Annotated in this window: 22 protein-coding genes; 10 read left to right on the forward strand and 12 right to left on the reverse strand. The window is 68.1% G+C overall.

Annotated elements, in window-relative coordinates; translation table 11 throughout:
* Positions 1 to 53: 53 nt before the first annotated feature.
* On the forward strand, positions 54 to 683 hold the full coding sequence (locus ACZIYR_RS16090) for a hypothetical protein (RefSeq protein ID WP_473034780.1): 630 nt from the start codon (positions 54 to 56) through the stop codon (positions 681 to 683).
* Positions 684 to 936: 253 nt separating this feature from the next.
* Here the strand turns inward: ACZIYR_RS16090 and ACZIYR_RS16095 are convergent, their stop codons facing one another.
* Complete coding sequence (locus ACZIYR_RS16095; protein ID WP_483527399.1) at positions 937 to 1803, reverse strand: ATP-binding protein; 867 nt, start codon at positions 1801 to 1803, stop codon at positions 937 to 939.
* 134 nt (positions 1804 to 1937) lie between these two features.
* Between ACZIYR_RS16095 and ACZIYR_RS16100 the strand changes: the two genes are divergently transcribed.
* Together ACZIYR_RS16100 and ACZIYR_RS16105 are read left to right on the forward strand one after the other, a co-directional pair.
* Positions 1938 to 2741 carry a M48 family metallopeptidase gene (locus tag ACZIYR_RS16100; RefSeq protein ID WP_483527400.1) on the forward strand — a complete coding sequence of 268 codons (804 nt, stop codon included), beginning with the start codon at positions 1938 to 1940 and terminating at the stop codon, positions 2739 to 2741.
* A gap of 44 nt (positions 2742 to 2785) precedes the next feature.
* Positions 2786 to 3046: a hypothetical protein gene (locus tag ACZIYR_RS16105; RefSeq protein ID WP_483527401.1), complete on the forward strand. Its 261-nt coding sequence runs from the start codon at positions 2786 to 2788 to the stop codon at positions 3044 to 3046.
* Here the strand turns inward: ACZIYR_RS16105 and ACZIYR_RS16110 are convergent, their stop codons facing one another.
* The 10 genes from ACZIYR_RS16110 to ACZIYR_RS16155 all read right to left on the reverse strand — a co-directional run bounded on the left by ACZIYR_RS16110 (position 3047) and on the right by ACZIYR_RS16155 (position 15086).
* A complete protein-coding gene (locus ACZIYR_RS16110; protein ID WP_483527402.1) occupies positions 3047 to 3379 on the reverse strand; it encodes a hypothetical protein in 333 nt (110 codons plus the stop codon).
* Positions 3380 to 3476: 97 nt separating this feature from the next.
* Positions 3477 to 5783, reverse strand: a complete 2307-nt coding sequence (locus tag ACZIYR_RS16115) for an ABC transporter ATP-binding protein (RefSeq protein WP_483527403.1) — start codon at positions 5781 to 5783, stop codon at positions 3477 to 3479.
* The gene (locus tag ACZIYR_RS16120; protein ID WP_483527404.1) at positions 5780 to 7522 is read right to left on the reverse strand and encodes an ABC transporter permease subunit; all 1743 of its coding nucleotides are present in this window, start codon (positions 7520 to 7522) and stop codon (positions 5780 to 5782) included. Before ACZIYR_RS16120 ends, ACZIYR_RS16115 begins: the two co-directional genes overlap by 4 nt.
* Complete coding sequence (locus ACZIYR_RS16125) at positions 7519 to 8499, reverse strand: ABC transporter permease (protein WP_483527405.1); 981 nt, start codon at positions 8497 to 8499, stop codon at positions 7519 to 7521. Before ACZIYR_RS16125 ends, ACZIYR_RS16120 begins: the two co-directional genes overlap by 4 nt.
* Positions 8500 to 8584: 85 nt before the next feature.
* Positions 8585 to 10117: an ABC transporter substrate-binding protein gene (locus ACZIYR_RS16130; RefSeq protein WP_483527406.1), complete on the reverse strand. Its 1533-nt coding sequence runs from the start codon at positions 10115 to 10117 to the stop codon at positions 8585 to 8587.
* Between the two features lie 208 nt (positions 10118 to 10325).
* Complete coding sequence (gene aroE, locus ACZIYR_RS16135; RefSeq protein WP_483527407.1) at positions 10326 to 11138, reverse strand: shikimate dehydrogenase; 813 nt, start codon at positions 11136 to 11138, stop codon at positions 10326 to 10328.
* 173 nt (positions 11139 to 11311) lie between these two features.
* Positions 11312 to 12226, reverse strand: a complete 915-nt coding sequence (gene hemF, locus ACZIYR_RS16140) for an oxygen-dependent coproporphyrinogen oxidase (protein ID WP_483527408.1) — start codon at positions 12224 to 12226, stop codon at positions 11312 to 11314.
* A 33-nt stretch (positions 12227 to 12259) separates the two neighbouring features.
* Positions 12260 to 12817 (reverse strand): L-threonylcarbamoyladenylate synthase type 1 TsaC, encoded by a 558-nt coding sequence (gene tsaC / locus ACZIYR_RS16145; protein WP_483527409.1) that lies wholly within the window; start codon positions 12815 to 12817, stop codon positions 12260 to 12262.
* Between the two features lie 68 nt (positions 12818 to 12885).
* Positions 12886 to 13935 carry a DNA-processing protein DprA gene (gene dprA / locus ACZIYR_RS16150; RefSeq protein WP_483529096.1) on the reverse strand — a complete coding sequence of 350 codons (1050 nt, stop codon included), beginning with the start codon at positions 13933 to 13935 and terminating at the stop codon, positions 12886 to 12888.
* A 53-nt stretch (positions 13936 to 13988) separates the two neighbouring features.
* The gene (locus tag ACZIYR_RS16155; protein ID WP_483527410.1) at positions 13989 to 15086 is read right to left on the reverse strand and encodes a LysM peptidoglycan-binding domain-containing protein; all 1098 of its coding nucleotides are present in this window, start codon (positions 15084 to 15086) and stop codon (positions 13989 to 13991) included.
* Between the two features lie 179 nt (positions 15087 to 15265).
* Here ACZIYR_RS16155 and def point away from each other — a divergent pair, with 179 nt between their 5' ends.
* The 7 genes from def to ACZIYR_RS16190 all read left to right on the forward strand — a co-directional run bounded on the left by def (position 15266) and on the right by ACZIYR_RS16190 (position 22807).
* Positions 15266 to 15778, forward strand: coding sequence for a peptide deformylase (def, locus tag ACZIYR_RS16160; protein WP_483527411.1), 513 nt, complete (start codon positions 15266 to 15268; stop codon positions 15776 to 15778).
* 118 nt (positions 15779 to 15896) lie between these two features.
* Entirely contained in the window at positions 15897 to 16883 is a 987-nt protein-coding gene (fmt, locus tag ACZIYR_RS16165; protein WP_483527412.1) for a methionyl-tRNA formyltransferase, read from the forward strand.
* On the forward strand, positions 16883 to 18235 hold the full coding sequence (rsmB, locus tag ACZIYR_RS16170) for a 16S rRNA (cytosine(967)-C(5))-methyltransferase RsmB (protein WP_483527413.1): 1353 nt from the start codon (positions 16883 to 16885) through the stop codon (positions 18233 to 18235). Before fmt ends, rsmB begins: the two co-directional genes overlap by 1 nt.
* Positions 18236 to 18288: 53 nt before the next feature.
* Positions 18289 to 18495, forward strand: a complete 207-nt coding sequence (locus ACZIYR_RS16175; protein ID WP_473034789.1) for a dodecin — start codon at positions 18289 to 18291, stop codon at positions 18493 to 18495.
* Between the two features lie 117 nt (positions 18496 to 18612).
* Positions 18613 to 19986: a Trk system potassium transporter TrkA gene (gene trkA / locus ACZIYR_RS16180; RefSeq protein ID WP_483527414.1), complete on the forward strand. Its 1374-nt coding sequence runs from the start codon at positions 18613 to 18615 to the stop codon at positions 19984 to 19986.
* 43 nt (positions 19987 to 20029) lie between these two features.
* Entirely contained in the window at positions 20030 to 21484 is a 1455-nt protein-coding gene (locus tag ACZIYR_RS16185; RefSeq protein WP_473034791.1) for a TrkH family potassium uptake protein, read from the forward strand.
* A gap of 75 nt (positions 21485 to 21559) precedes the next feature.
* Positions 21560 to 22807, forward strand: coding sequence for a TraB/GumN family protein (locus ACZIYR_RS16190; RefSeq protein ID WP_473034793.1), 1248 nt, complete (start codon positions 21560 to 21562; stop codon positions 22805 to 22807).
* 15 nt (positions 22808 to 22822) lie between these two features.
* Here ACZIYR_RS16190 and ACZIYR_RS16195 read toward each other — a convergent pair whose 3' ends face one another.
* A complete protein-coding gene (locus tag ACZIYR_RS16195) occupies positions 22823 to 23257 on the reverse strand; it encodes a transcriptional regulator (protein ID WP_473034794.1) in 435 nt (144 codons plus the stop codon).
* Between the last annotated feature and the right edge of the window lie 107 nt (positions 23258 to 23364).

Raw genomic sequence — 23364 nt, forward strand, 5'->3', positions numbered from 1 at the left:
CGCAGCATGGCGGCATTCGGGCCGCGCCCACTCTTCTCCTGGAGGCACCCTCGATGATCTCTCGACTCGTTCCTGCTCGCTTTCGGCGCTGGCGGCTGCTCGCGCCGCTGTGCCTCTCCGCCCTGCTCGCCGGCTGCCTGGCGCTCCCCCAGACCGGCCTGTTCGCCTTCCGCCTGGCGGTGACCTCGCTGGGCGTGGAGGAGGTGCGTATCGGCCCCTACGCCGTGGATGCCCGCCTGGACACCAGCGATATCATGTCGCTGGCGCTCTCGAGCCTGGGCGCCGGCAGCCTTCCGGTGCAGGCGACTCTGGCCATGGGCCTGGGACTGCCCACCGGGATGCCGCCGGTGGAGATGTCCGGCTTTCGCTGGAGCCTGGACATGCCGGGCGTCGACCCGGTCAGCGGCAACTACGAGCAGGACGTCACCCTCACCTCCGGCGACGATGCCAACCTGCGCCTGCCGGTGGCCTTCGACCTGCTGGCGGGCGGCCGCGAAGGGCTCGGCCCGATGGTGGAACTGGCCAGCCAGCTGGCGCGCCAGGGGGAGCTGCCCGCCGGCAGCGAGCTGGCCATCACCCCGGGCGATCTGCGCGGCCTGGGCATGACCCTGCCCGCCGGCCTGCTCACTCCCACCATCCGCCTGGGCGTGGGCGAGGACGGCAGGCTGATGCCGCGGGGTTAATGCTGACACACGACCGGCTCGGGGCTGCTCCCGGCGCTACTCGTCTTTTCTTTAATTCTTCGCACTTTAGCGTGAACATGTTTGGCAAGCTTCAAGGTGGGAGGCCGGCTCTGCCGGGCGAAGGCGCCGCAGGCGCCCCTTGGGTAGCGCAGCGCGCTACTTCGCGAGCTGAAGTCGAAGCGTCGAACCGTCCCTCCCACAAAGCCAGTTCACGCCAGTCTGCGATGATCCTTTTCTTTGGCGCCGCTGGCGCCTACTTCCCATGCAGGCGCCGGCGGCCCACCCACTGGGCGGCGAACTGCCAGGCGCCGCGGCCGCTGCGCCCGCCGCGCAGGGTAGCGAAGCGGATCGCCTCGGCGCGGGCCTCGGCGTTCCAGTCCTCCCGATGGCCGAGCTGGGTCACCCAGTGGCAGCACGCCTCCAGATAGACATCCTGATTGAAGGGGTAGAAGCCCAGCCATAGGCCAAAGCGGTCGGAGAGCGAGATCTTCTCCTCCACGGCATCGCCGTGATGCAGCTCGTCGCCCACCAGCTGGCTATCGGCGTTGTCGGCCAGCGACTCCGGCAGCAGGTGGCGTCGGTTGGAGGTGGCATAGAGCAGCACATTGGGCGGCGGGCCGGTGAGCGCCCCGTCCAGCACGCTCTTCAGCGCCTTGTAGGCGTCATCGTGGCCCTCGAAGGAGAGATCGTCGCAGTAGACCACGAAACGCTGCTCATGGTGGCGCAGCTGCTCCACCAGCATCGGCAGGCTGGCGAGATCGTGGCGATCCACCTGTACCAGGCGCAGCCCCTCCCCCGCCAGGGAGTTGAGCAGGGCGCGGATCAGCGACGACTTGCCGCTGCCCCGGGAGCCCCACAGCAGGGCATGGTTGGCCGGCAGCCCCTGCAGGAAGGCGCGGGTATTGTCCACCAGCGCCAGCTTCTGACGCTCGATACCCAGCAGATCGTCAAGGCTCAGCGCATCGCGCGGCGGCACCGGCAGCAGCCTTCCGCCCAGCGCGTGGCGCTGCCAGAGAGCGGCCACATCGTGCTGCCAGTCGACCTCCTCGGGTACCGGGGGCAGCCAGTGCTCCACGTGGTCCAGCAGGTGGCTCAGGCGTCTTGTCAGCTCGGCATCCATCGGTGGCGCCTCCTTGTCATGGGGTGCAGTGGGGTAACGATCAGGTTGACCTGGCGGTTGTTCGGGGTATCTTGTGGCGAACCGTCATCCCCGTCCAGGGTCATACAGGTCCCGGATACATGAGGAACTCCATCATGCGCTGGTTTCGTTATCTTGCCGTGGGCGCGCTGACCCTGACGCTCACCGCCTGCGCCACCTCGCCCACCGGCCGCCAGCAGCTGACGCTGGTCTCCGACGCTCAGCTCAATCAGATGGGCCAGCAGGCCTTCGAGCAGTACCAGGAGGAGCTGCCCAGCGCGGGAAGCGCCCATCAGCGCTACGCCCAGTGCGTGGCCGATGCCCTGATTCGGGTGCTGCCCGAGCGCGAGCGACAGCAGGACTGGCAGATCCGCGTCTTCGAGGAGGAGCGCGCCAACGCCTTTGCGCTGCCCGGCGGCTACATGGGCGTGACCACCGGCCTGCTGGAGATCGCCGAGACCCAGGACCAGCTTGCCGCGGTGGTCGGCCACGAGATCGGTCACGTGCTGGCCCGCCACGCCAACGAGCGGGTCTCGACCCAGATGACCACCGATCTGGGGCTCTCGGTACTCTCCACCACCGCCGGCATGCAGTCACCGGGCGGCCAGCAGCTGATGGGCGCCCTGGGCCTGGGCGCCCAGTTCGGCATCCTGCTGCCCTTCTCGCGGCGTCATGAGAGCGAGGCCGACACCATCGGCCTGCAGCTGATGGCCGACGCCGGCTTCGACCCGCGCGAGAGCCTGGCGCTGTGGGACAACATGAGCGCCGCCAGCGGCGGCGGCCAGCCTCCGGTCTGGATGTCCACCCACCCCAGCCACGGCCAGCGCGTGCAGGGGCTGCAGGCGCAGATGGACAGCGCCCTGAGCCGCTATGAGCAGGCTCAGCAGGCCGGGCGCCAGCCCGACTGCCGACGCCCCTAAACGCATTGCGGCGCTCCCCCCACCTCCCACTTTTTGGAAAGCGAATGCTGAAACTTGGACTGCTGCTGCTGATCGTGCCGCCCCTGACCCTGATGGGCCTCTACTTCTGGGAACTGGGGAACGTGCGCGAATGCACCCTGGTACAGGAAGGCTACTGGGACTACCTCGAAGGGGTGTGTCGCGAGACCCCCCAGCCCTTCGTGCCCTGGGTGGAGCGTCAGCCGCTGCTGGTCAACGGCGGCATGCTGCTGTCGGTGGTAGGCGTGGGGCTGTGCATGGTGGGGCTCTACGTCAAGCGGCGCTGATCAGGCCAGGCGTCCGGCCAGCGTCAGCCCCGCGGCCGTGACGATGACCAGCAGCGACGTGACCGTGCCCAGCAGCCCGAACAGGCGACGCTCGCCCTTCCGGCGCAGCGAAGCAATGCCCATGCCGGCCGCAATCAGCTGCAGGCCGACCAGGAAGAGGAGCTCCACGCCGACCACGCTGATGCTCTGTGGATGCCCGCCGCTATTCTCGGGTGCACTGGCGGTGATGATCGAAGCCGTCACCGCCAGCCCCGCCAGGAAGACGGCACCGAATAGCGCGATCAGCAGCGACACGATGCCCAGGCTGGACTGTCGGGGCGGTGTTGGTGACATGCCGGTTCCTCACGCGAATGCGCACGTTCTGAGCGTCATGCGAGGAGGGCGCGCCCAGCGCCGCCTGGCGGAGCACGCCTTCCTCGCTACAGCGTCATTAATGCTCCTTCTCGTAAAGATAGCAAGCCACCGAGTGCTCCCGGGCGATCAGGCGCCGTGTTGGCGATGCCTGAGCACTGAACGCCACCACCAGTTGGCTCCCTTCACGTGCCACCCGCGCCGCCTCGGCGAGAGACGGATGTTTGGCCCTCATCAAGGCATCCAGCTCGCCTTCCGACGCCTCGAGATTCCCACCGCGCACCTGCAAATAGACGTCTAGCCCATCCACCTCGGCGCTGCCCAGGTGCTCGATCTCGTGGCCAGCTATACGCCACTCGCTCATGGCTGTGACCACATCGCGCCCTTCCCAGCCGCAGTGGGCCATCGCCCGAGGGCAGCGGGTATGGAAATGGCAGCCGTTGGGCGGCTCCACGGCGCTGGGGATCTCGCCTGCGCTCTCCAACGGCGGCTTGACCACCGCCGGGTCGGGCTCGGGGCTGGCATCGAGCAGCAATTGGGTATAGGGGTGCAGGCGCTCGCTGACCACCTGCTCGGTGGGCCCCACTTCGACGATTTCCCCCAGGTACATGATCGCCGTGCGATCCGCCACGTAGCGGATCGTCGGCAGATCGTGGCTGACGTAGACGAACGAGATGCCAAGCTCATTGCGAAAGCGGTGCATCAGGTTGAGTACGCCAGCGCGGATCGAGACGTCGAGCATCGATACCGGCTCGTCGGCCACGATGAAGCGCGGCTCCAGCACGATGGCCCGGGCGATGGCGACCCGCTGGCGCTGCCCCCCGGAGAGCTCGTGGGGGAAGCGGTCGCGATACACCGAGGCGGGCTTGAGGCCGGCCCGCTCCAGCGCCTCGATCACCTGCCTCTCCAACGCCTCACCCTCGGCCAGGCGATGGATGATCAGCGGCTCGCCCACAATATCGAAGATGGTGAAGCGCGGATTCAGCGTCTGGTAGGGATCCTGGAAGATCATCTGGGCACGGCGACGAAATGTCTTGAGCTCACCTCCGGCGAGTCGGGCAATATCGGCCCCCTCGAAGCGAATCTCACCCGCGGTGATATCGAGCAGCCGAACCAGCATCTCACCGGTGGTGGTCTTGCCCGAGCCCGACTCGCCGGCCAGTCCCAGAATCTCCCCCTCGCGAAGATCGAAGTCGATATTGTCCACGGCGTGGACCTTGCGCTCCTTGCCGCGACCACGCAGTCCCTCGAGAAACCCCTGCTCCACCGGGAAGTGCTTGCGCAGCCCCTCCACTTCGAGCAGCGTCGGCATGGCCTCCTCATGATGCGCAATCGAACCGGCCCCTTGCACCGGTTCATTCAACCGTTCACCCACCAGAGTCCAGGTCTCATTCAGCGCCGCCTTGGTGCGAAATGCCTCGGCCTTGTCGGGGTAGTGGCAGGCCGCCTGGCGATCTTCACCTACCGTGTGCAGCGGCGGCATCTCACGCTGACAGCGTTCGGTAGCGAAGGGGCAGCGTTCGGCGAAGCGGCAGCCGGCCGGTGGACTGAGCAGGTCCGGCGGGCTGCCCGGAATCGAAATCAGCTCGCGCTGCGCTCCTTCCAGGGTCGGGAAGGCGTTGGTCAGCCCCATGGTGTAGGGGTGAAACGGCGTGCCGAAGACCTCCCGGACCGGCCCAGTCTCCATGATATGGCCGCCATACATTACCGCCACCCGGTCGCAAGTCTGCACGACCACCGAGATGTCATGGGTAATGAAGAGAAGCCCCATGCCGCGCTCACGGCGCAGCTTGGAGAGCCGCGCCAGGATCTGGGCCTGGGTCACCACGTCCAGCGCCGTGGTGGGCTCGTCGGCAATGATCAGCTTGGGGTCCAGCGCTAACGCCATGGCAATCACCGCACGCTGCTTCATGCCCCCGCTCATCTCGTGGGGATAGGCAGAAAGCCGGCCAGGGTCGATGCCCACCGCCCGGAACAGCTCCTCGGCGTGGGCCCAAGCCGCCTTGCGATCGATCTTGATATGGGCGTTCATCGCCTCGAGGATCTGATCGCCCACGGTGTAGACCGGGTCCAGGGCATTCATGGCCGCCTGAGAGATCCAGGCGATCTCCTTCCAGCGCACCTTACGCATTGCCTCAGGATCGAGCCCGACCAGGTCGCGCCCATCGAAGTCGATGCGCCCCCGTGGCACCTGACCGTTGGGTGGCAGCAGCCGCAGCATCGCCTTGGCGGCGGTGGTCTTGCCACAGCCAGACTCGCCCACCAGCCCCAGTGCCTCACCGGGGCGCAGGTCGAAACTCACGCCGTCCACGGCCTGCACCGGACCGCTGCCGGTCTGGTAGTGAATGGCCAGGTCGTCGACGCTCAGCAGTCGTTGATCGGTCATCGGCGTGCCCTCAATCGTGGGTTGGCAACCAGCTCCAGCGAGCGGGAGATGAAGAACACGGAGAGCACCGTGATCATGATGAGCAGCCCCGGCGGCAGGTTCCACCACCACGCCTCGCGCCAGGCCCCGGAGAGGCGTGCGTTATGCAGGATGCCCCCCCAGGAGATCGACTGGGGCGGCCCCAGGCCCAGGAAGGAGAGCGTCGCCTCGGCGATGATCGACACCCCGACGATGATGGCGAGCTCGAGAAACACCAGCGGCATCACGTTGGGGAAGATGTGCAGGTACATGATCCGCAGGTCCGAGGCGCCGGCCACCCGGGCCGCCTTGACGAAGGGCCGCTCGCGCAGGCTGAGCACCTGGGAGCGGATCAGCCGCGCCACGGTGCGCCAGGTGAGCAGCGACACGGCCAGGATCACGATCAGCAGGCTCGGTTCGAACAGCAGCACCAGGATGAGCGCGAACGGCTCGAAGGGAATGCCGTACATCACATCCACGGTGCGCATCAGCACGGTCTCGGTACGCCCGCGGAAATAGCCGGCGATCAGCCCCACGTTGGCGCCGATCAGCACTACCAGGCTGGCACCGAGGAAGCCCACCAGCAGTGCGATTTGCGAGCCATGAACGTTCTGACTGTAGAGGTCGCGGCCCAGGTGGTCGGTGCCGAACCAGTGCTCGCCCGAGGGAGCTGCCAGGCGGTTGACGAAACGATCCGAGCCCAAGGCGAAATAGTCCGCCTCGGTGACCATCAAGGCGCGCAGATGGCGCTCCTCATCGCTTGGGACCAGCTCCCAGGCGTCCCCTTCGCGCTCGAAGATGATGCCGCTGCGCCCCACGGCGAAGGCATGGCCCTCGTCGGTGACCCAGCCGGCGCGCATGGCGCGGGAGTCCGGGGTGTCCTGGCTCTCCCAGCGCTCGTCGGAGGCGGAGCGGGCCAGCAGGGTGCCGCGCTCACCGACGATCAGGCCGTGGCCGCTATCCGCCAAGTGAATGTGGTTGAGATCACGGTTGGTGGGCAGCCGCTCCAGCGACAGGCTGTCCTCCTCAAGGTCCAGGCGCAGGGTCAGGCCACGTTCGCCGACGATCCAGGCGCTGCCGTCCACGTCTATCGCCACCGCATTGAGGGCCATGCCGCGCCCCAGGGGGCTCTCCAGGGCCTCGAAGTCGCCGCTTGGCACATCCAGGCGCCAAAGGGTCTCGTCGCCACCCACCATCAGCGCCGTGGCACCATCCAGCCAAGTCACGCCGTTCAACGCCACCTCCGCCGGGGCCTCGATAAGCCGCCAGCGGTCATCGCGGCGGACGTCCTCCAGCAGCGCCACGCTGCCGGCATTGCCCACCGCCAGGGCCGCGCCATCGGGGCCGATGGCGACATCGTTGAGGCTGTTGGAAAGCGAGCTCTCCAGGGCCTGCCAGTCACCGGCCATGTAGCGCCAGACGGCGCCGTCGCGGCCCACGGCCAGCCCAACGCCCTGGTGATAGTCGGCCGCGTTGAGGGTACGCTCGCCCAGCGCGGGTAGCTGCTCCCAGCGAACCCCGTTGTCGTCGGCGCTGCGCACCAGCAGCGAGCCCTCTTCGCGCTCGTTGACCGCCAGGGGCTTATGGGTGGAAAGAAAGGGCGCGAACAGCGCCAGGGCAATGATCGACAGCAGCACCGCCAGCCCGATCAGGGCCAGACGGTCGCCGACGATGGCGCGCAGGGGTTCCTGGGCGCTCTTGAGAAGTCGTGATCGCATCATTTGAAGCTCACCCTCGGATCAAGCAAGGTGTAGAGGATGTCCACCAGCAGGTTGAGGGTCACCACGAAGGCTGCCATCACCAAAAAGCTGGCCTGGGCAAGGGGGAAGTCGGAAGTGCGCACCGAGTTGAGGATCTCGCGCCCCAGACCCGGCCAGGAGAACACCACTTCGACCACGACCTGTCCCCCGGCCGCCAGACCGATGGTCACCGCCAGCTGCGTCACCACCGGCAGCAGCGCATTGCGCGCCGCATGGGCGTAGAGGATCTGCCGCTCCGGCAGCCCCTTGGCGCGGGCCATCTCGATGAAATCCTCGCCGTAGACCTCGAGCATGGTGTTGCGCATGATCAGCAGCGGTGAGCCCAGATAGTAGAGCGCAACGACCAGTGCCGGCAGGATCAGGTGGTGCAGGAAGTCCAGGGTGAAGATCTTGTCGAAGAAGCCCGACGCCTCGTAGGGCAACGTGCGCATGCCGCTGGTGGGCAGCCAGCCCAGGGCGATGCCGAAGATCAGGATGGCGATCATGCCGGTCCAGAACATCGGCGCCGAGCGGAACATCAGGCCAACGAAGATCCCGCTGGTGTCGGTGCGACTGCCGCGCCGCCAGGAAAGCCAGGCGCCCAGCGGCGCCCCCACCGCATAGGCCAGCACGATGGCGGGCAGCATCAGGATCATGGTGTTGCCAAGCCGCTCCCAGATGATGTCCGCCACCGGTGCCCGGTAGTGGAAGGAGTAGCCGAAGTCCCCCTGGACGATATTGGCCAGGTAGATGAAGTACTGCTCCCAGATGGGCCGGTCGAGCCCGAAGCTGGCGCGGATACGCTCACGCTCCTCGGGGTTGAGCCCCTCGGTGATCAGCGCGGCGGTGGGGTCGGGTAGCCCCAGACGAAAGAGAAAGAACAGCAGGGTGGCGATGATGAACAGCGCCAGGAAGCCGTGGAAGACACGGCGTATCAGGTAGCTTCTGCGTGACGACATGACAGGCTCGCTGTTGACGACTGATACGACCTCTCACCGCCTTGTGGGCGGTGAGAGGTGACGGCGTACACGGGTCGGGAGTGGCTTAGCGGACCAGGCGACCTTCATCGTCCCAGGAATAGCCGGCCTGCTCGAGCTCGGCCCGGGCGGCCGCCATGTCGAAGTCGAAGCGCTCGACGAAGGGGTCGTTCCAGAAGGTGTTCACCGGCGCGATGACGCTGGACCCCACTTCCCCGCGGCCGTCGAGCAGCACGTTGACCATGCGGTCGCGGTCGGTGGCCATGGTCAGGGCGCGGCGTACGGCGCGCTCGTCGAAGGGCGCGCGGCGCAGGTTGTAGGTCATGTGGAAGTAGCCGAAGTCCGGCACGTTGACCACGGTGAGATGATCCTCCCCCTCGGCCAGGGCGATCTGGCCAGGCTCCATGCGCCAGGCGGTCACGTCGATCTGGCCGGTCTGCAGGCCGGTGTAGACGCCCTCCATGTCCGCATAGATGATGAACTCGACGCCGTCCACGGCGATCTCGTCGGCGTGGAAGTGATCCTCGAACTTGCTCAGCGCCATGAACTCGCCGCGATCGAAGCGCTCATGCACGAAGGGGCCAGAGCCGATCGTCGGGGTCTCCGACGGCGACAGCGTGGAGGCATCCTCGATCTCCTCCCAGATATGCTTAGGCAGGATCGGGATCTGCGACAGCGAGATGCTGGCGAAGGAGGCCGATGGCTCGCTCAGGTGGAAGTGCACAGTGTGCTCGTCGAGCTGCTCGGCCCGGTCGAGCGCCGCCAGGTAGGAATTAAAGTAGCTGTAGTCCTGATCGAGGTAGTAGTTCCAGGTGAAGGTAACGTCCTCGGCGGTGACCGGCTCGCCGTCGTGGAAGGTCATGCCCTCGCGCAGGGTGACGGCCACGGTGGTGTCGTCGACCTGGTCCACGGACTCGGCGGCCCAGGGCAGCGGCTCCACGTCGGCGGAGAGGCGCACCAGGCGGTCGTAGTAGAGACGCATCCACTTCCAGCCCCATACCGAGGTAGAGGCCAGCGGATTGAGGTTGTCCGGCTCCTGGGGGCCGCCGATGCGCAGGGTGGAGCGATCGCCCATCGGGTGCGCCTCCATGGGCCCCCACTCGCTGTAGAGCCCCTCCCCCGCCATGGGGTTGATGCCCTCGAAGGCGTCGTGGTTGTAGGCAACCACCTCGTCGCGGTGGAACAGCACTACCAGCGGCGCGTCGGGCTTGTAGAGCTCCTGCATCTCGTGAACGATGCGCTGGCGCTCGTCCATGTCGAAGGCCTGGGACTGCTGGTCGAACAGGGCGTCGAATTCGGGGTTGTCGTAGCCGCCGGGGTTGTTGCCGCCGGGGTTGGCCTGCCGCGAATCGAGGGTGCTGAGGAAGAACTGCGGGTCGAGGCGGTCGGTGCGCCCGCTCCAGCCGAGAATGGTGGCATCAAAGTCCTGCTGATCGTAGAAACGCTCGAGCGCAGTGCTGAATTCGGTGGGCTGAACGTTGACCTCGAGACCCAGCTCGCGCCAGCGATCGGCAATGATAAAGGCGGCTTCGTAGCGGATGGGGTCGTAGGACTCGGTGGTGGTCATCAGGTCGATGGGGGGTACCGGCTGCTGGGCCATTGCCGTTCCGGCCAGGGCTGTCAGCCCTACCCCCATGGTGCCAACCAGGACCTTGCTTGCAAAGTGCGTGTTATTGATATTTTTCACTGCTTCAACCTCGGGTTTGTAATGATTATTCATGCCAAGGATAGACAAAACATGAATATTAGCAACACCCTAGGAAGCCACGTTGACAGTGTCAACTATCAGATTAAACGTTCACTCCCCCCTATAGCGCACGCCGAAGCTGCTCCAGTACCGGGACGGTGTCCGGGCGCTTGCCGCGCCACAGGAAGAACGACTCCGCCGCCTGCTCCACCAGCATGCCAAGACCGTCGATCCCGTGAGCGCCGCGCTCGGCGGCCCAGCGCAGGAACACCGTGGGCTTTGCACCGTACATCATGTCGTAGGCGGCCGCGGGCTGCGCGAAGAGGTCGTCGGGCAGCGGCGGCAGGTCGCCGGCGAGACTCGCACTGGTGCCGTTGATCACCAGCTCATAGGGCCCCTCGACGGCATCGAAACCGCCGCCGACGATCTCACCCAGGTCGCGGAAGTCGGCGGCCAGGGCCTCGGCCTTGGCGGCGGTGCGATTGGCGACCCGCAGGCTCGCCGGCGACTCGGCCAGCAACGGCTCCAGCACGCCGCGCACCGCCCCGCCGGCCCCCAGCACCAGGATCCTGGCGCCAACCAGACTGACCCCGTGGCGCTTGAGGTCGCGCACCAGGCCGATACCGTCGGTGGTGTCCCCATGGGTGGTGTTGCCATCGGCCAGGATCAGGGTATTCACCGCCCCGGCCCGCCGGGCGCGTTCGCTCAGGGTGTCGGAGAGGCGGTAGGCCTCCTCCTTGAAGGGCACGGTGACGTTGGCGCCGCGCCCCCCTTCGGCGACGAAGCGGCGCCAGGCGCCGGCGAAGTCGTCCAGCGGCGCCTCGATGGCGGTGTAGTCGAGCGCCTCGCCGGTCTGCTCGGCGAAGGCGGCGTGAATGGCCGGCGATTTGGAGTGGCCCACCGGGTGGCCAAAGACACAGTAGCGGTCAGTCATGAGTTCATCTCTTTCACGGCCTGCTGCTGGCCTGTGAGGCTCCTCCGTCGACAGGTCTACGAAGAGGCGCTGTGAATCCCTCCCTGGACGCTACCGATGCCCTCCTTGGCATCGGACCTCTTCTGCGACCTGTCCCCGGCGCCTCTTGTCACGCCAGCGGAGAGGGCATTGGGTTATTCCCCCAGCCAGTCGCGGGGGCGCAGATAGTCTGTATAAAGCACCGCCTCGGGGCTGCCGGGCTCCGGCTCCCAGGCGTATTCCCAGCGCGCCAGGGGCGGCATCGACATCAGGATCGACTCGGTGCGCCCGCCGCTCTGCAGCCCGAACAGGGTGCCGCGGTCCCATACCAGGTTGAACTCCACGTAGCGCCCGCGCCGGTAGAGCTGGAAGTCACGCTCGCGCTCGCCCCAGGGCGTGTCGCGGCGGCGCTGGACGATGGGCAGGTAGGCGTCGAGGAAGGCGTCGGCCACGGCGCGCTGGAAGGCAAAGCACTGCGCAAACCCCCATTCGTTGAGGTCGTCGAAGAAGAGCCCACCGACGCCGCGGGTCTCGTCGCGGTGCTTGAGGTAAAAGTAGTCGTCGCACCACGCCTTGAAGCGGGGGTAGACGTCCTCGCCGAAGGGGGCGCAGGCATCCCGGGCCACCCGGTGCCAGTGCAAGACGTCATCGCGCACCGGATAGAAAGGCGTCAGGTCGAAGCCGCCGCCGAACCACCACACCGGCGCTTCGCCGGGCTTCTCGGCGATGAAGAAGCGCACGTTGCCATGGCTGGTGGGCACATGGGGGTTCTCGGGGTGCAGCACCCAGGAGACGCCCACGGCATGAAAGCTGCGCCCGGCCAGCTGCGGGCGCGCGGCGGTGGCGGAAGGCGGCAGCTGCTCGCCGAACACATGGGAGAAGTTCACGCCGCCCTTCTCGAAGACGGCACCGTGCTCGAGCACCCGGGAGCGACCACCACCGCCGGCCTCGCGCTGCCAGGCATCCTCGCGAAAGCTCGCCTTGCCGTCCTCGGCGGCCAGGCCGGCACAGAGCCGCTCCTGCAGATCGAGCAGGTAGCGTTTGACGTCATCGAGATAGGCGTGAGCCACGCACCCTCCTGGTGAAGAAAATGAGAGGCAGGGTCAGCCGCGCAGTACCCGCCCGCTGATCAGATCGCGAATGGTGCTGGGGCGCTCCAGCCCCCCCAGCTCACCTTCGACCACGGCGTCGAGCTCATCGCCGAAGGCCGCCCTGACATCATCGGCGCTCAGCGCCGGGGGCTCGCCCGCCCGGTTGGCCGAGGTGGACACGATAGGGCCGCCGAAGGCCTCACACAGCGCGATCACCCCCGGATGGTCGCTGACCCGCAGCGCCACGCTATCGTGGGCGCCGCGCACCAGCGCATGGGTGCGGCCATTATCCGGCACCAGCCAGGTGTTGGGCCCCGGCCAGCTGGCCGCCAGGGGCGCATGGAGCTCCAGGGGCAGGCCCTCCAGCCAGGGAGCGAACTGGGCGATGCTACCGGCCACCAGGATCAGCCCCTTGGCCGGGTCGCGCTGCTTGAGCCGCAGCAGATGCGCCACCGCCTCGTCGTTGTCCGGGTCGCAGCCCAGCCCCCAGACGGCCTCGGTGGGATAGGCGATCACCCCGCCGGCACGCAGCGCGGTAACGACAGGGGCAAGGGAAGCAGCCTGGGACATAGCGGATCGATCCTCGAGGTCACGGTCAATGGAGACAGCGGGCCCGGACGGCCGGAAGGCCCATGCTATCACGCCGGCACGCCGCCCGGCAGGCGCACCCAGCCACCCGGGGCCTGGGCGACGCGGCCCTCCAGCTCCAGCTCAAGCAGGCGGCGCTGGCAGTCGGGCACCGCCAGGCCGGTCAGCGCCACCAGGGCGTCCAGAGGCGAGGGGGTATCGCTGAGCCAGCGCAGCAGCGGGTCGCCGGCGACATCCGACGAACTCGCCGCCAGGGGTGCGGCGGCGGCAACCGCCCACTGACTCAGCTCCTCGAGGATGTCGTCGACCTGGCGCACCAGCACCGCGCCTTGACGAATCAGCCGCAGGCAGCCGCGCGCCTGGGGATTGTGGATCGACCCGGGCAGCGCGAAGACCTCGCGGTTCTGCTCCATGGCCAGCCGGGCGCTGACCAGCGAGCCGCTCTTCTCGGCGGCCTCCACCACCAGCACGCCCAGCGCCAGGCCGGTCAGGATGCGATTGCGGCGCGGGAAGAAACCGGCGCGGGCCCGGGTGCCGGGCGGATGCTCGGCGAGCAGCAGACCGCCACTTTCCTGGAGCCGCCGATGGAGCGCGGCATGGCGCGGCGGGTAGATCACGTCCACCCCGCAGCCGAGCACCGCCACGCTGCGCCCGCCGGCCTCCAGCGCCGCCCGCTGGGCGGCACCGTCGACCCCCAGCGCCATGCCGCTGACCACGCACCAGTCCCGGGCCACCAGTTCCCGGGCGAAGGCCGCCGCGTTGGCCAGCCCTTCCCGGGTGGGACGCCGCGAGCCGACCATGGCCAGCGCCGGCGGCCTGAGCGCCTCGAGGTCGCCCAGCGCCCAGAGCACCGGCGGCGGGTCGCTGATCTGGCCGAGCAGCCCCGGCCAGGCGGGGTGCCCGGCGTGCAGCAGATGCCGCCCCACGCCCTGGGCCAGCCAGGCCTGGTCGGCCTCGATCTGGGCCGTCAGCGGGCTGCGCGAGGGGTGGTCGAGCCACAGCCGCAGCGCCGTGGCGGCCTCGCGCGGCAGCCGCGCCAGCCAGCCGTCGGGCCAGGGCGGCGCGGTGGCGGCGATCTCGGTCAGCCGCGCTGCCCCCATCCCCGGCAGCCGCGACAGCGCCAGCCACTCCCGGGCCTGGAGCCGGGCCAGGCTCACCGCCCCGCCACCCCGGTTGCCGGGCTGAGCACACGATCCCCCACTTCCAGGGTGCGGGTAGCCCGCATCACCAGCCCGTAGCTCATCTTCTGGTAGGGGCGAAAGACCATCACCAGCCCCGCTTCGGTGCCGGGCAGCCGCAGCGTTTCGCCGGTGCGAGGGTCGCTGACCCGCTCCCCGAGCTGCTCGACCTCGAGCACATGGCCCGGCGCCAGGCCGTCGCGGCGACCGCGGTCCAGGGCCACCACCTGAAGCCGGCCGATGAAGCGCACCCCGCCGGGCACGGCCAGGATCTGCCCGTCCACCGCCTCATCCGGCGCCCGGGGAACGAACTCGCGGGTCAGCTCCCGCTCTTCCAGCGGCAGCACGATATCGTTGTTGCGAATCTCCTGGCTCGCCGAGAGCGCCTCGAGCACGGCGATATCGCCCTCCTGGCGTACCTGGCGGGCCTGTCCCACGCTCTCCAGCTCCAGGCCCAGCAGCTCGCCGCTGACGGCATCGGAGTAGCGCTCGCCGATGCGATAGATGCCGTAGCGCGGCCCGCGCTCGAGGTGGCCGCGGGCATAGAGGCGGTCGCCGGCCCCGCTGATGATGCGCCGGTCGTCGCCGGCCACCACGTAGGCCAGCTCCTCCAGCGCCTCGGGGTCATCGATCACCCGATGGTCGCGCAGGAAGTGCTGCACCGCCTCCAGCGGAATCGGCTCGATGGCCTCACGCGGTGGAATCCGCCTCACCTCGGGCGACAGCCGCACCTCGCCCTGGCCGCGTTCGAGCCCCAGACAGGGACGACCGTTGCAGTCGTAGAGATAGATAACGTCGCCAGGGTAGATCAGGTGCGGATTGCGGATCTGCGGGTTGACCTGCCAGACCTCGGGCCACTGCCAGGGGTGGCGCAGAAAGCGTCCCGAGATGTCCCAGAGGGTGTCGCCGCGCACCACGGTATAGCGTTCCGGCGCGTCGCTGCGCAGCCCCTGCTGCCAGCTTGGCGACTGCGCCATGGCGGCACCGCCCGCCAACAGCAGCGCAGCGCACAGCGCCCCCGTGAGCCGCTTGACCAGCCGAGCGGGTCGCCGCCCCTTCCCCCTTGCGTTCATCCCTGCTGTCCCCCTGCGTCTGCAGCTCGCCACCCCTGTGCCCGTCCCCGGGAACCGGGCCGGCGTGCTATAGTCTGATGCTATTGTGAAGATAAGGGGTCGCAAGGTTTCACCCCGGACCCCGTCGCCCTAGAATAGGGGCATCCCCTGAATGACAGCATAACGGTGAATCCAACGCCATGGCTAAATTACCCATCCTCGAATTTCCCGACGAGCGGCTGCGCACCAAGGCGGCGCCGGTCGAGACGGTCGATGACGAGGTGCGCCAGCTGGTCGACGACATGCTCGAGACCATGTATGACGCCTACGGCATCGGGCTCGCCGCCACCCAGGTGGATGTCCACCGCCGCGTCATCGTGATGGACGTCAGCGACGACCGCTCCCGCCCGCTGGTGCTGATCAACCCCGAGTACACGCCTATCGGCGACGAGCGCGAGCCGATGTCGGAAGGCTGCCTGTCGATCCCGGAATACACCGCCGAGGTGCCCCGCGCCCTGAAGGTCCACCTCAAGGCGCTGGACCGCGACGGCCAGCCCTACGAGCTGGAGGCCGACGGCCTGCTGGCGCACTGCATCCAGCACGAGTGCGACCATCTCGAAGGGGTGCTGTTCGTCGACTACCTCTCGCCGCTCAAGCGCGAGCGGGTGCTCAAGAAGATGCACAAGCGCCACCGCCAGATGCAGCCGGCCTGACGGGCCGCCAAGCCCGCTGCCGAGAAGGCCGCGCCCGTTACCCGGGCGCGGCCTTCGTCGTTTGCGTCCGGCTCCGTTATCATAATGGGGCATCCATTCAGGCAAGGCCCTCGACATCATGTCCCGACCCCTGCGCGTCCTCTTCGCCGGCACCCCCGATTTCGCTGCCGAAAGCCTCAAGGCCCTGCTGGGCAGCCGTCACACCATCGTCGCCGCCTACACCCAGCCGGACCGCCCCGCCGGTCGCGGCCGCAAGCTGACCGCCAGCCCGGTCAAGGCGCTGGCGCTGGCCCATGACCTGCCGGTGCGCCAGCCCGAGACCCTCAAGGCCCCCGAGGTCCAGAACGAGCTGGCCGCCTTCGAGGCCGATGTCCTGGTGGTGGTGGCCTACGGCCTGATCCTGCCCCGGGCAGTGCTCGACATCCCCCCGCTGGGCTGTCTCAACGTCCACGCCTCGCTGCTGCCGCGCTGGCGCGGAGCAGCGCCGATCCAGCGCGCCATCGAGGCCGGCGACGCCGAAAGCGGGGTCACCATCATGCAGATGGACGAGGGCCTGGACACGGGCGACATGCTGCTGACCCGCCGCACCCCGATCAGCGCCACCACCACCGGCGGCGAGCTCCACGATACCCTGGCCGCGCTCGGCGGCGAGGCGATCGTCGCGGCGCTGGACGCCCTGGCCGATGGCGAACTGAGCGCCACCCCCCAGCCCGCGGTCGGGGTCACCTACGCCGCCAAGCTCAGCAAGGCCGAAGCGGCGCTGGATTTTTCCCGCCCGGCCGCCGAGCTGGCCGCCCGCATTCGCGCCTTCAATCCCTGGCCGGTGGCCTGGTGCCCGCTGGGCACGGAGCGCCTGCGCCTGCTGATGGCGGAAGTGGCACCACCGGCCGACGGGGAATCGCCCCGCCCCCCCGGCACCCTGCTCGACCACGACACGGACGCCCTACGCATCGCCTGCGGCGAGCACGGCCATGAGGTGCTGCGGGTGAGCCGCGCCCAGCTGCCCGGCGGCAAGCCGCTGGCGGTGCGCGACCTGCTCAACGCCCGTGGCGACCGCCTGCCTCCCGGCCTGCGTCTGGGCCAGGCTAACGAGGAGACGCCCTGATGCACCGCTCCACTCCCGCCACTCGCGCCGGCAAGTCGCTCCAGAACGGTGGCCAGGCCGTGCGCGCCAGCGCCGCCCGAGCCCTGGCCCCGGTGATCGCCGGCAAGGGGTCGCTGGCCGATCTCGACGACCACCAGGTGGTCGCCCGCGACCGGCCGCTGTTCAAGGCCATCTGCTACGGTGTCTGCCGCACCCTGCCGCGGCTGGAAGCCCTGGCGGAGCGGCTGCTCAAGAGCCCCTTCAAGGCCCGTGACGCCGACGTTCAGGCGCTGCTGCTGGTCGGCATCCACCAGCTCCTCTACCTGCGCATCCCGGCCCACGCTGCGGTGGGCGAAACCGCTGGCGCCGCCCGACTGCTCGGCAAGGAGTGGGCCACCCGGGTGATCAACGGCTGCCTGCGCCGCCTACAGCGCGAGTCCGCCGCGCTGCAGGCCGAGGTCGACCGCGACCCATCGGTGGCGCTGCTGCACCCCAAATGGCTGCTCAAGGCGCTACGCCAGGCCTGGCCCGACGACTGGCGCGCCATTTGCGATGCCAACAACCAGCCCGGCCCGATGACGCTGCGGGTCAATCGTCGCCACGGCGACCGCGAAGCCTATCTGGCTCGGCTGATCGATGCCGGCATCGAGGCCCGGCTGTGCTCCCATTCCCCCGACGGCCTGACCCTGGAGACGCCGGTGGACGTGTCGGCTCTGCCCGGCTTCGCCGAGGGCGACATCAGCGTCCAGGACGAGGCCGCCCAGCTGACCGCCGAGCTGCTCGGTCCGGCGCTGGCGCCGCGCCCCGGCGGCCGGGTACTGGACGCCTGCTGCGCTCCCGGCGGCAAGAGCGCCCACCTGCTGGAGCTGTTCGACATCGAGCTGCTGGCGCTGGACAGCGACGCCGCGCGTCTGGCCCGGGTCGAGGACACCCTGGCCCGGCTCGGGCTCTCGGCCACCCTGGTCCACGACGACGCCACCCGACGCGACTGGTGGGACGGCACCCCCTTCGATGCCATCCTGCTCGACGCTCCCTGCTCCGGCACCGGGGTCATTCGCCGCCATCCGGACATCAAGCGCCTGCGCCGGCCCTCGGACATCACCAAGCTGGCCGAGCTGCAGACGCGGCTGCTGGACAACCTCTGGCCGCTGCTGCGCCCGGGCGGCACCCTGCTCTACGCCACCTGCTCGGTACTGCCCGAGGAGAACGCCGACCGGGTGCGCGATTTCCTGGCCCGCACCCCCAACGCCGAGGTCACCACGCCGTCGGACGTGGGCTGGGGGCGTCCCGCCGGTGCCGGGCGCCAGCTGCTGCCCGAGCCCGACAGCCACGACGGCTTCTTTTACGCCCGGCTCAAAAAAGTGCCAGACTGAGGTGGCAGACCGGCTGAATCGGCCATTCCTGTCATACGCCAACCGGAGGTGCCATGAGCAATCACGTCTACAAGCACGTCGAACTGACCGGCTCATCGGAGGAGAGCATCGAGGCCGCGATTCAGAGCGCCATCGCCAAGGCCTCGCAAAGCCTGCACGGCATGCGCTGGTTCGAGGTGGTGGACACCCGCGGGCATATCGAGAACGGCCGTGTCGCCCACTGGCAGGTCACCCTGAAGATCGGCTTCACACTCGACTGACCGCAGCGCCGGGCCTGGCCCGGCCTGTTATTTCGACGGCGGCTGGTTTAGGCTTGCCGTCATCACGTTGCGGCGCACCATTTGCGCCGCCGCTGCTTGTGTCGGACCCAAGAGCCCATGAAGATCATCATTCTCGGCGCCGGCCAGGTCGGCGGCACCCTCGCCGAGCACCTGGCCCGCGAAGAGAACGACATCACCGTGGTGGATACCGACGGTGAGCGCCTGCGCGAACTGCATACCAAGCTCGACATCCGCACCGTGGTGGGCCCTGGCTCCTACCCCATGGTGCTGCGCCAGGCCGGCTGCGAGGATGCCGACATGCTGATCGCGGTGACCAGCCAGGACGAGGTCAACATGATCGCCTGCCAGGTCGCCCATACCCTGTTTCGCACCCCCACCAAGATCGCCCGGGTGCGCGCCACCGCCTACCTGACCCGCAAGGGGCTCTTCGCCCACGAGGCGGTGCCCATCGATGTGCTGATCAGTCCCGAGCAGGTGGTCACCGACCATATCCGCCGGCTGATCGAGCACCCCGGCGCCCTGCAGGTGCTGGAGTTCGCCGGCGGCCTGGTGCAGCTCGTCGCGGTCAAGGCCTTCTACGGCGGCCCGCTGGTGGGCCAGGACCTGGGGTTTCTGCGCCGCCACATGCCCAGCGTCGACACCCGGGTGGCGGCCATCTACCGTCGCAACCGGCCGATCATCCCGCGCGGCGACACCGTCATCGAGGCCGACGACGAGGTGTTCTTCATCGCCGCCCGCCGCGACATCCGCGCGGTGATGAGCGAGCTGCGCCGGGTCGACCGCGACTTCCGCCGGGTGATGATCGCCGGCGGCGGCAACATTGGCGAGCGGCTCGCCGAGCACCTGGAGCACAGCCACCAGGTCAAGATCATCGAGCACGGCATCGAGCGCTGCACGGTGCTCTCAGAACGCCTCGACCGCACCGTGGTGTTGCACGGCAGCGCCACCAACAAGCGGCTGCTGGAGGAGGAGAACATCGACGAGTGCGACATCTTCTGCGCCCTGACCAACGACGACGAGGTCAACATCATGTCGTCGATGCTGGCCAAGCGCATGGGCGCCAAGAAGGTGCTGACGCTGATCAACAACGCCGCCTATGTGGACCTGGTCCAGGGTGGCGAGATCGACATCGCCATCTCGCCGCAGCAGGCCACCATCGGCAGCCTGCTGACCCATGTGCGCCGCGGCGACATCGTCAACGTCCACTCCCTGCGTCGCGGCGCCGCCGAGGCCATCGAGGCGATCGCCCACGGCGACATGCAGTCCTCCAAGGTGGTGGGCCGCGCCATCGGCGAGATCGACCTGCCGCGCGGCACCACCATCGGCGCCATCGTGCGCGGCAAGGAGGTGCTGATCGCCCATGACGACGTGGTGGTGGCGTCCGGCGACCACGTTATCCTGTTCGTGATCGACAAGCGCCGCATCCGCGAGGTGGAGCGGCTGTTCCAGGTCGGCCTGACGTTTTTCTGATGAGCATGATTTCCGCCTGCCGCGACGCAAGGACCGCCGCCCGATGAGCCTGCGCATCATTCTTCGCATCCTGGGCCTGCTGCTGGTGATGTTCAGCCTGACCATGATGCCGCCGATCCTGATCTCGCTGCTGTTTGGCGACGGCATGTGGGATGCCTTCGCCATCGCCATCCTGATCACGGTGGCCACCGGCGGAGCAATGTACCTGCCCAACCGGCGCGCCCGCAAGGAACTGCGCACCCGGGACGGCTTCCTGATCGCGGCGCTGTTCTGGAGCGTGCTGGGGCTGTTCGGGTCGCTGCCGCTGATGCTCACCGGCGACGCGGCGCTCTCCATTACCGACGCGGTGTTCGAGTCTTTCTCAGGGCTGACGACCACCGGGGCCACGGTGATCACCGGCATCGAGCACCTGCCCGAGTCGGTGCTCTACTATCGCCAGCAGCTGCAGTGGCTGGGCGGCATGGGGATCGTGGTGCTGGCGGTGGCGATACTGCCTACGCTGGGCGTCGGCGGCATGGCCCTCTACCGCACCGAGATTCCGGGGCCGCTGAAGGATTCCAAGCTCACTCCGCGCATCACCGAGACGGCCAAGGCGCTGTGGTACATCTACGCCGCCCTCACCGTGACCTGCTTTCTGGCCTACCTGGCGGCGGGCATGGACTGGTTCGACGCCCTGGGGCACAGCTTCTCGACGGTGGCCATCGGCGGCTTCTCCACCTACGACGCCAGCATCGGCCACTTCGACAGCGCCGTGATCGAGTTGATCTGCGTGACCTTCCTGATCGTCTCGGCGATGAGCTTCAGCCTGCACTTCCTGGCCTGGCGCGGCAAGCAGCTCCGGCACTATCTGCAGGACCCGGAGGCCCGCTTCCTGCTGCTGTTCCTGGCCGGCTTGGCCATGATCACGGTCATCTCGCTGTGGCTCACCGGCGTCTACGGCGACGAGACCCAGCGCGCCCTGCGTCACGGCCTCTTCCAGGTGGTCTCGGTGGCCACTACCGCCGGCTTCGGCGTCGCCGACTTCGCGGCCTGGCCCGGTGCGCTGCCCTTCCTGCTGTTCGTGGCGGCCTTCGTCGGCGGCTGCTCCGGCTCCACCGGCGGCGGCATGAAGGTGATTCGCATCATCCTGATCTTGAAGCAGGGCATGCGCGAGGTGATGCGCCTGATCCACCCCAACGCGGTCATCGCGGTGAAGATCGGCAAGGTGAGCGTGCCGGACGGCATCGCCCAGGCGGTGTGGGGCTTCTTCTCGGTCTACCTGATGCTGTTCTTCCTGATGCTGGTGGGCGTCATGGCCACCGGGGTCGATCAGGTCACCGCCTGGTCCACGGTGGCCTCGGCGCTCAACAACCTGGGCCCGGCGCTGGGCGCGGCTTCCGCGAACTATGGCGACCTGCCGGAACTCGCCAAGTGGATCCTGGTGGTGGCCATGCTGCTGGGCCGCCTGGAGATCTTCACCGTGCTGGTGCTGTTTACCCCCGCCTTCTGGCGCCGCTGAGGCAGCCAAGGGGTTTGGCCTGCTGCGGCCCTTCGTGGATAATCGTCTCTCTCACCCCTTGATGTCCGAGCGTCCATGACCGACTCCCAGGATCCCGTGATCGACCCCGGCCAGACCGGGGCCTTGAGCGGCCCGCACCGTATCGTCGAACTCGGCGGCACTCGCTATACCCTGCTGGGTACCGCCCATGTCTCTGCCGACAGCGCCGAGGACGTCCGCCGCCTGATTCGCTCCGGCGACTTCGAGGCCGTGGCCATCGAGCTGTGCGACTCCCGCCACCAGAATCTCAGCGACCCGGACGCGCTGGGCGGCCAGGATCTGTTCGCCATCTTCCGCCAGGGCAAGGCCGGCATGGTGGCGGCGAGTCTCGCCCTGGGCGCCTTCCAGCAGCGCGTCGCCGAGCAGTCCGGCATCGAGCCCGGCGCCGAAATGCGCGCCGCCCTGGAGGAGAGCCGCCGCCGCGAGCTGCCACTGCTGCTGATCGACCGCGACGTGGGCATTACCCTCAAGCGCATCTATCACAACGTGCCCTGGTGGCAGCGCTTCTCGCTGTTCTCGGGGCTGCTGGGCAGCGTGCTGTCTCGCCAGGAGGTCAAGCCCGAGGAGATCGAGCGGCTCAAGGAGGGGGATGTGCTGGAGTCAACCTTCAGCGAGTTCGCCGCCGAGTCCGAGGCGCTGTTCACCCCACTGATCACCGAGCGCGACCGCTACATGGTGATGCGCCTGGCCGAGGAGGCGCCGCCGGGGCGCTATCGCAACGTGCTGGTGGTGATCGGCGCCGGCCACCTGAAGGGCATGGCCGAGACCCTGGAGGCGCCGCTGCCGCCCTCGCCCCGGGAAGAGCGCGAGAAGCTCGACACCACGCCGCCACCCTCGAAGGTGTGGCGTGCCCTGCCCTGGTTGGTCACCGTGCTGGTACTGACCGGCTTCGCCATCGGCTTCTCACGCAACACAGAGCTTGGCTGGCAGCTGGTGGGCGAGTGGTTCCTGATCAACGGCGTCTTCTCGGCGCTGGCCACTACCATTGCCCTGGCCCACCCGGTCACCATCGCCGCTACCTTCTTCGCCGCCCCGCTCACCTCGCTGAACCCCACCATCGGCGCCGGCTTCGTCGCCGCCGGGGTAGAGCTGTTCATGCGCAAGCCCAAGGTGCGCGACTTCTCGACCCTGCGCCACGACGTGACCGCGCTCAGGGGCTGGTGGCGTAACCGGGTCTCGCGCACCCTGCTGGTGTTCCTGCTGGCCACCCTGGGCTCGGCCGCCGGCACCTGGGTGGCGGGCTTTCGCATCGCCGGGGCGCTATTTGGCAGCGGCGGCGCCTGATGCATCAACCGCATTCTACCGCTCAGTCCTCCCACCGGTCGCGTCGGCATCAAGTGGCGGGCAATTCTCGGCGCGATGGAACGCCTCTATGACCTGAGCGACTACCTTGCGCTGTGCGATGGGCAGTGCAAGGTAGCGCTCCAGCACCTGCCTCTCCTCAGCGCTGATCGTGGCATCCCAGCGCCCCCTGGCCTCACGAATCTGCCGGCCAACGGTCTCGCCATAGCGTAGCGCCTGAGGCTCTACCTCCAGCCAGGCAGCCAGCACCTCGATCTTTTCCTGCTTCGGTAGGGTCTCGCCAAGCAGCCATCGCCTCACCCCCTGCAGCGTCACCGGCTTGCCCCAGTAGCGCAGGTTGAATTCACGCTCCAGCACGGCAGGGCGGGGCTCATAGCCGGCAGCACGCATGGCACTGGCCAGTCGCTCGGCAAACGAAGTCTTTTCGCTCATTGCGGCAACTTGCCGCGCATGCCACACGTCAGGATAAACTCTAGTTGAACTAGCATGTGAACCAATGGTTAAATTAACAAAATAGGAAATTGCCTTTACTCAAAACT

Source organism: Billgrantia sp. NRB1 (assembly GCF_056921725.1).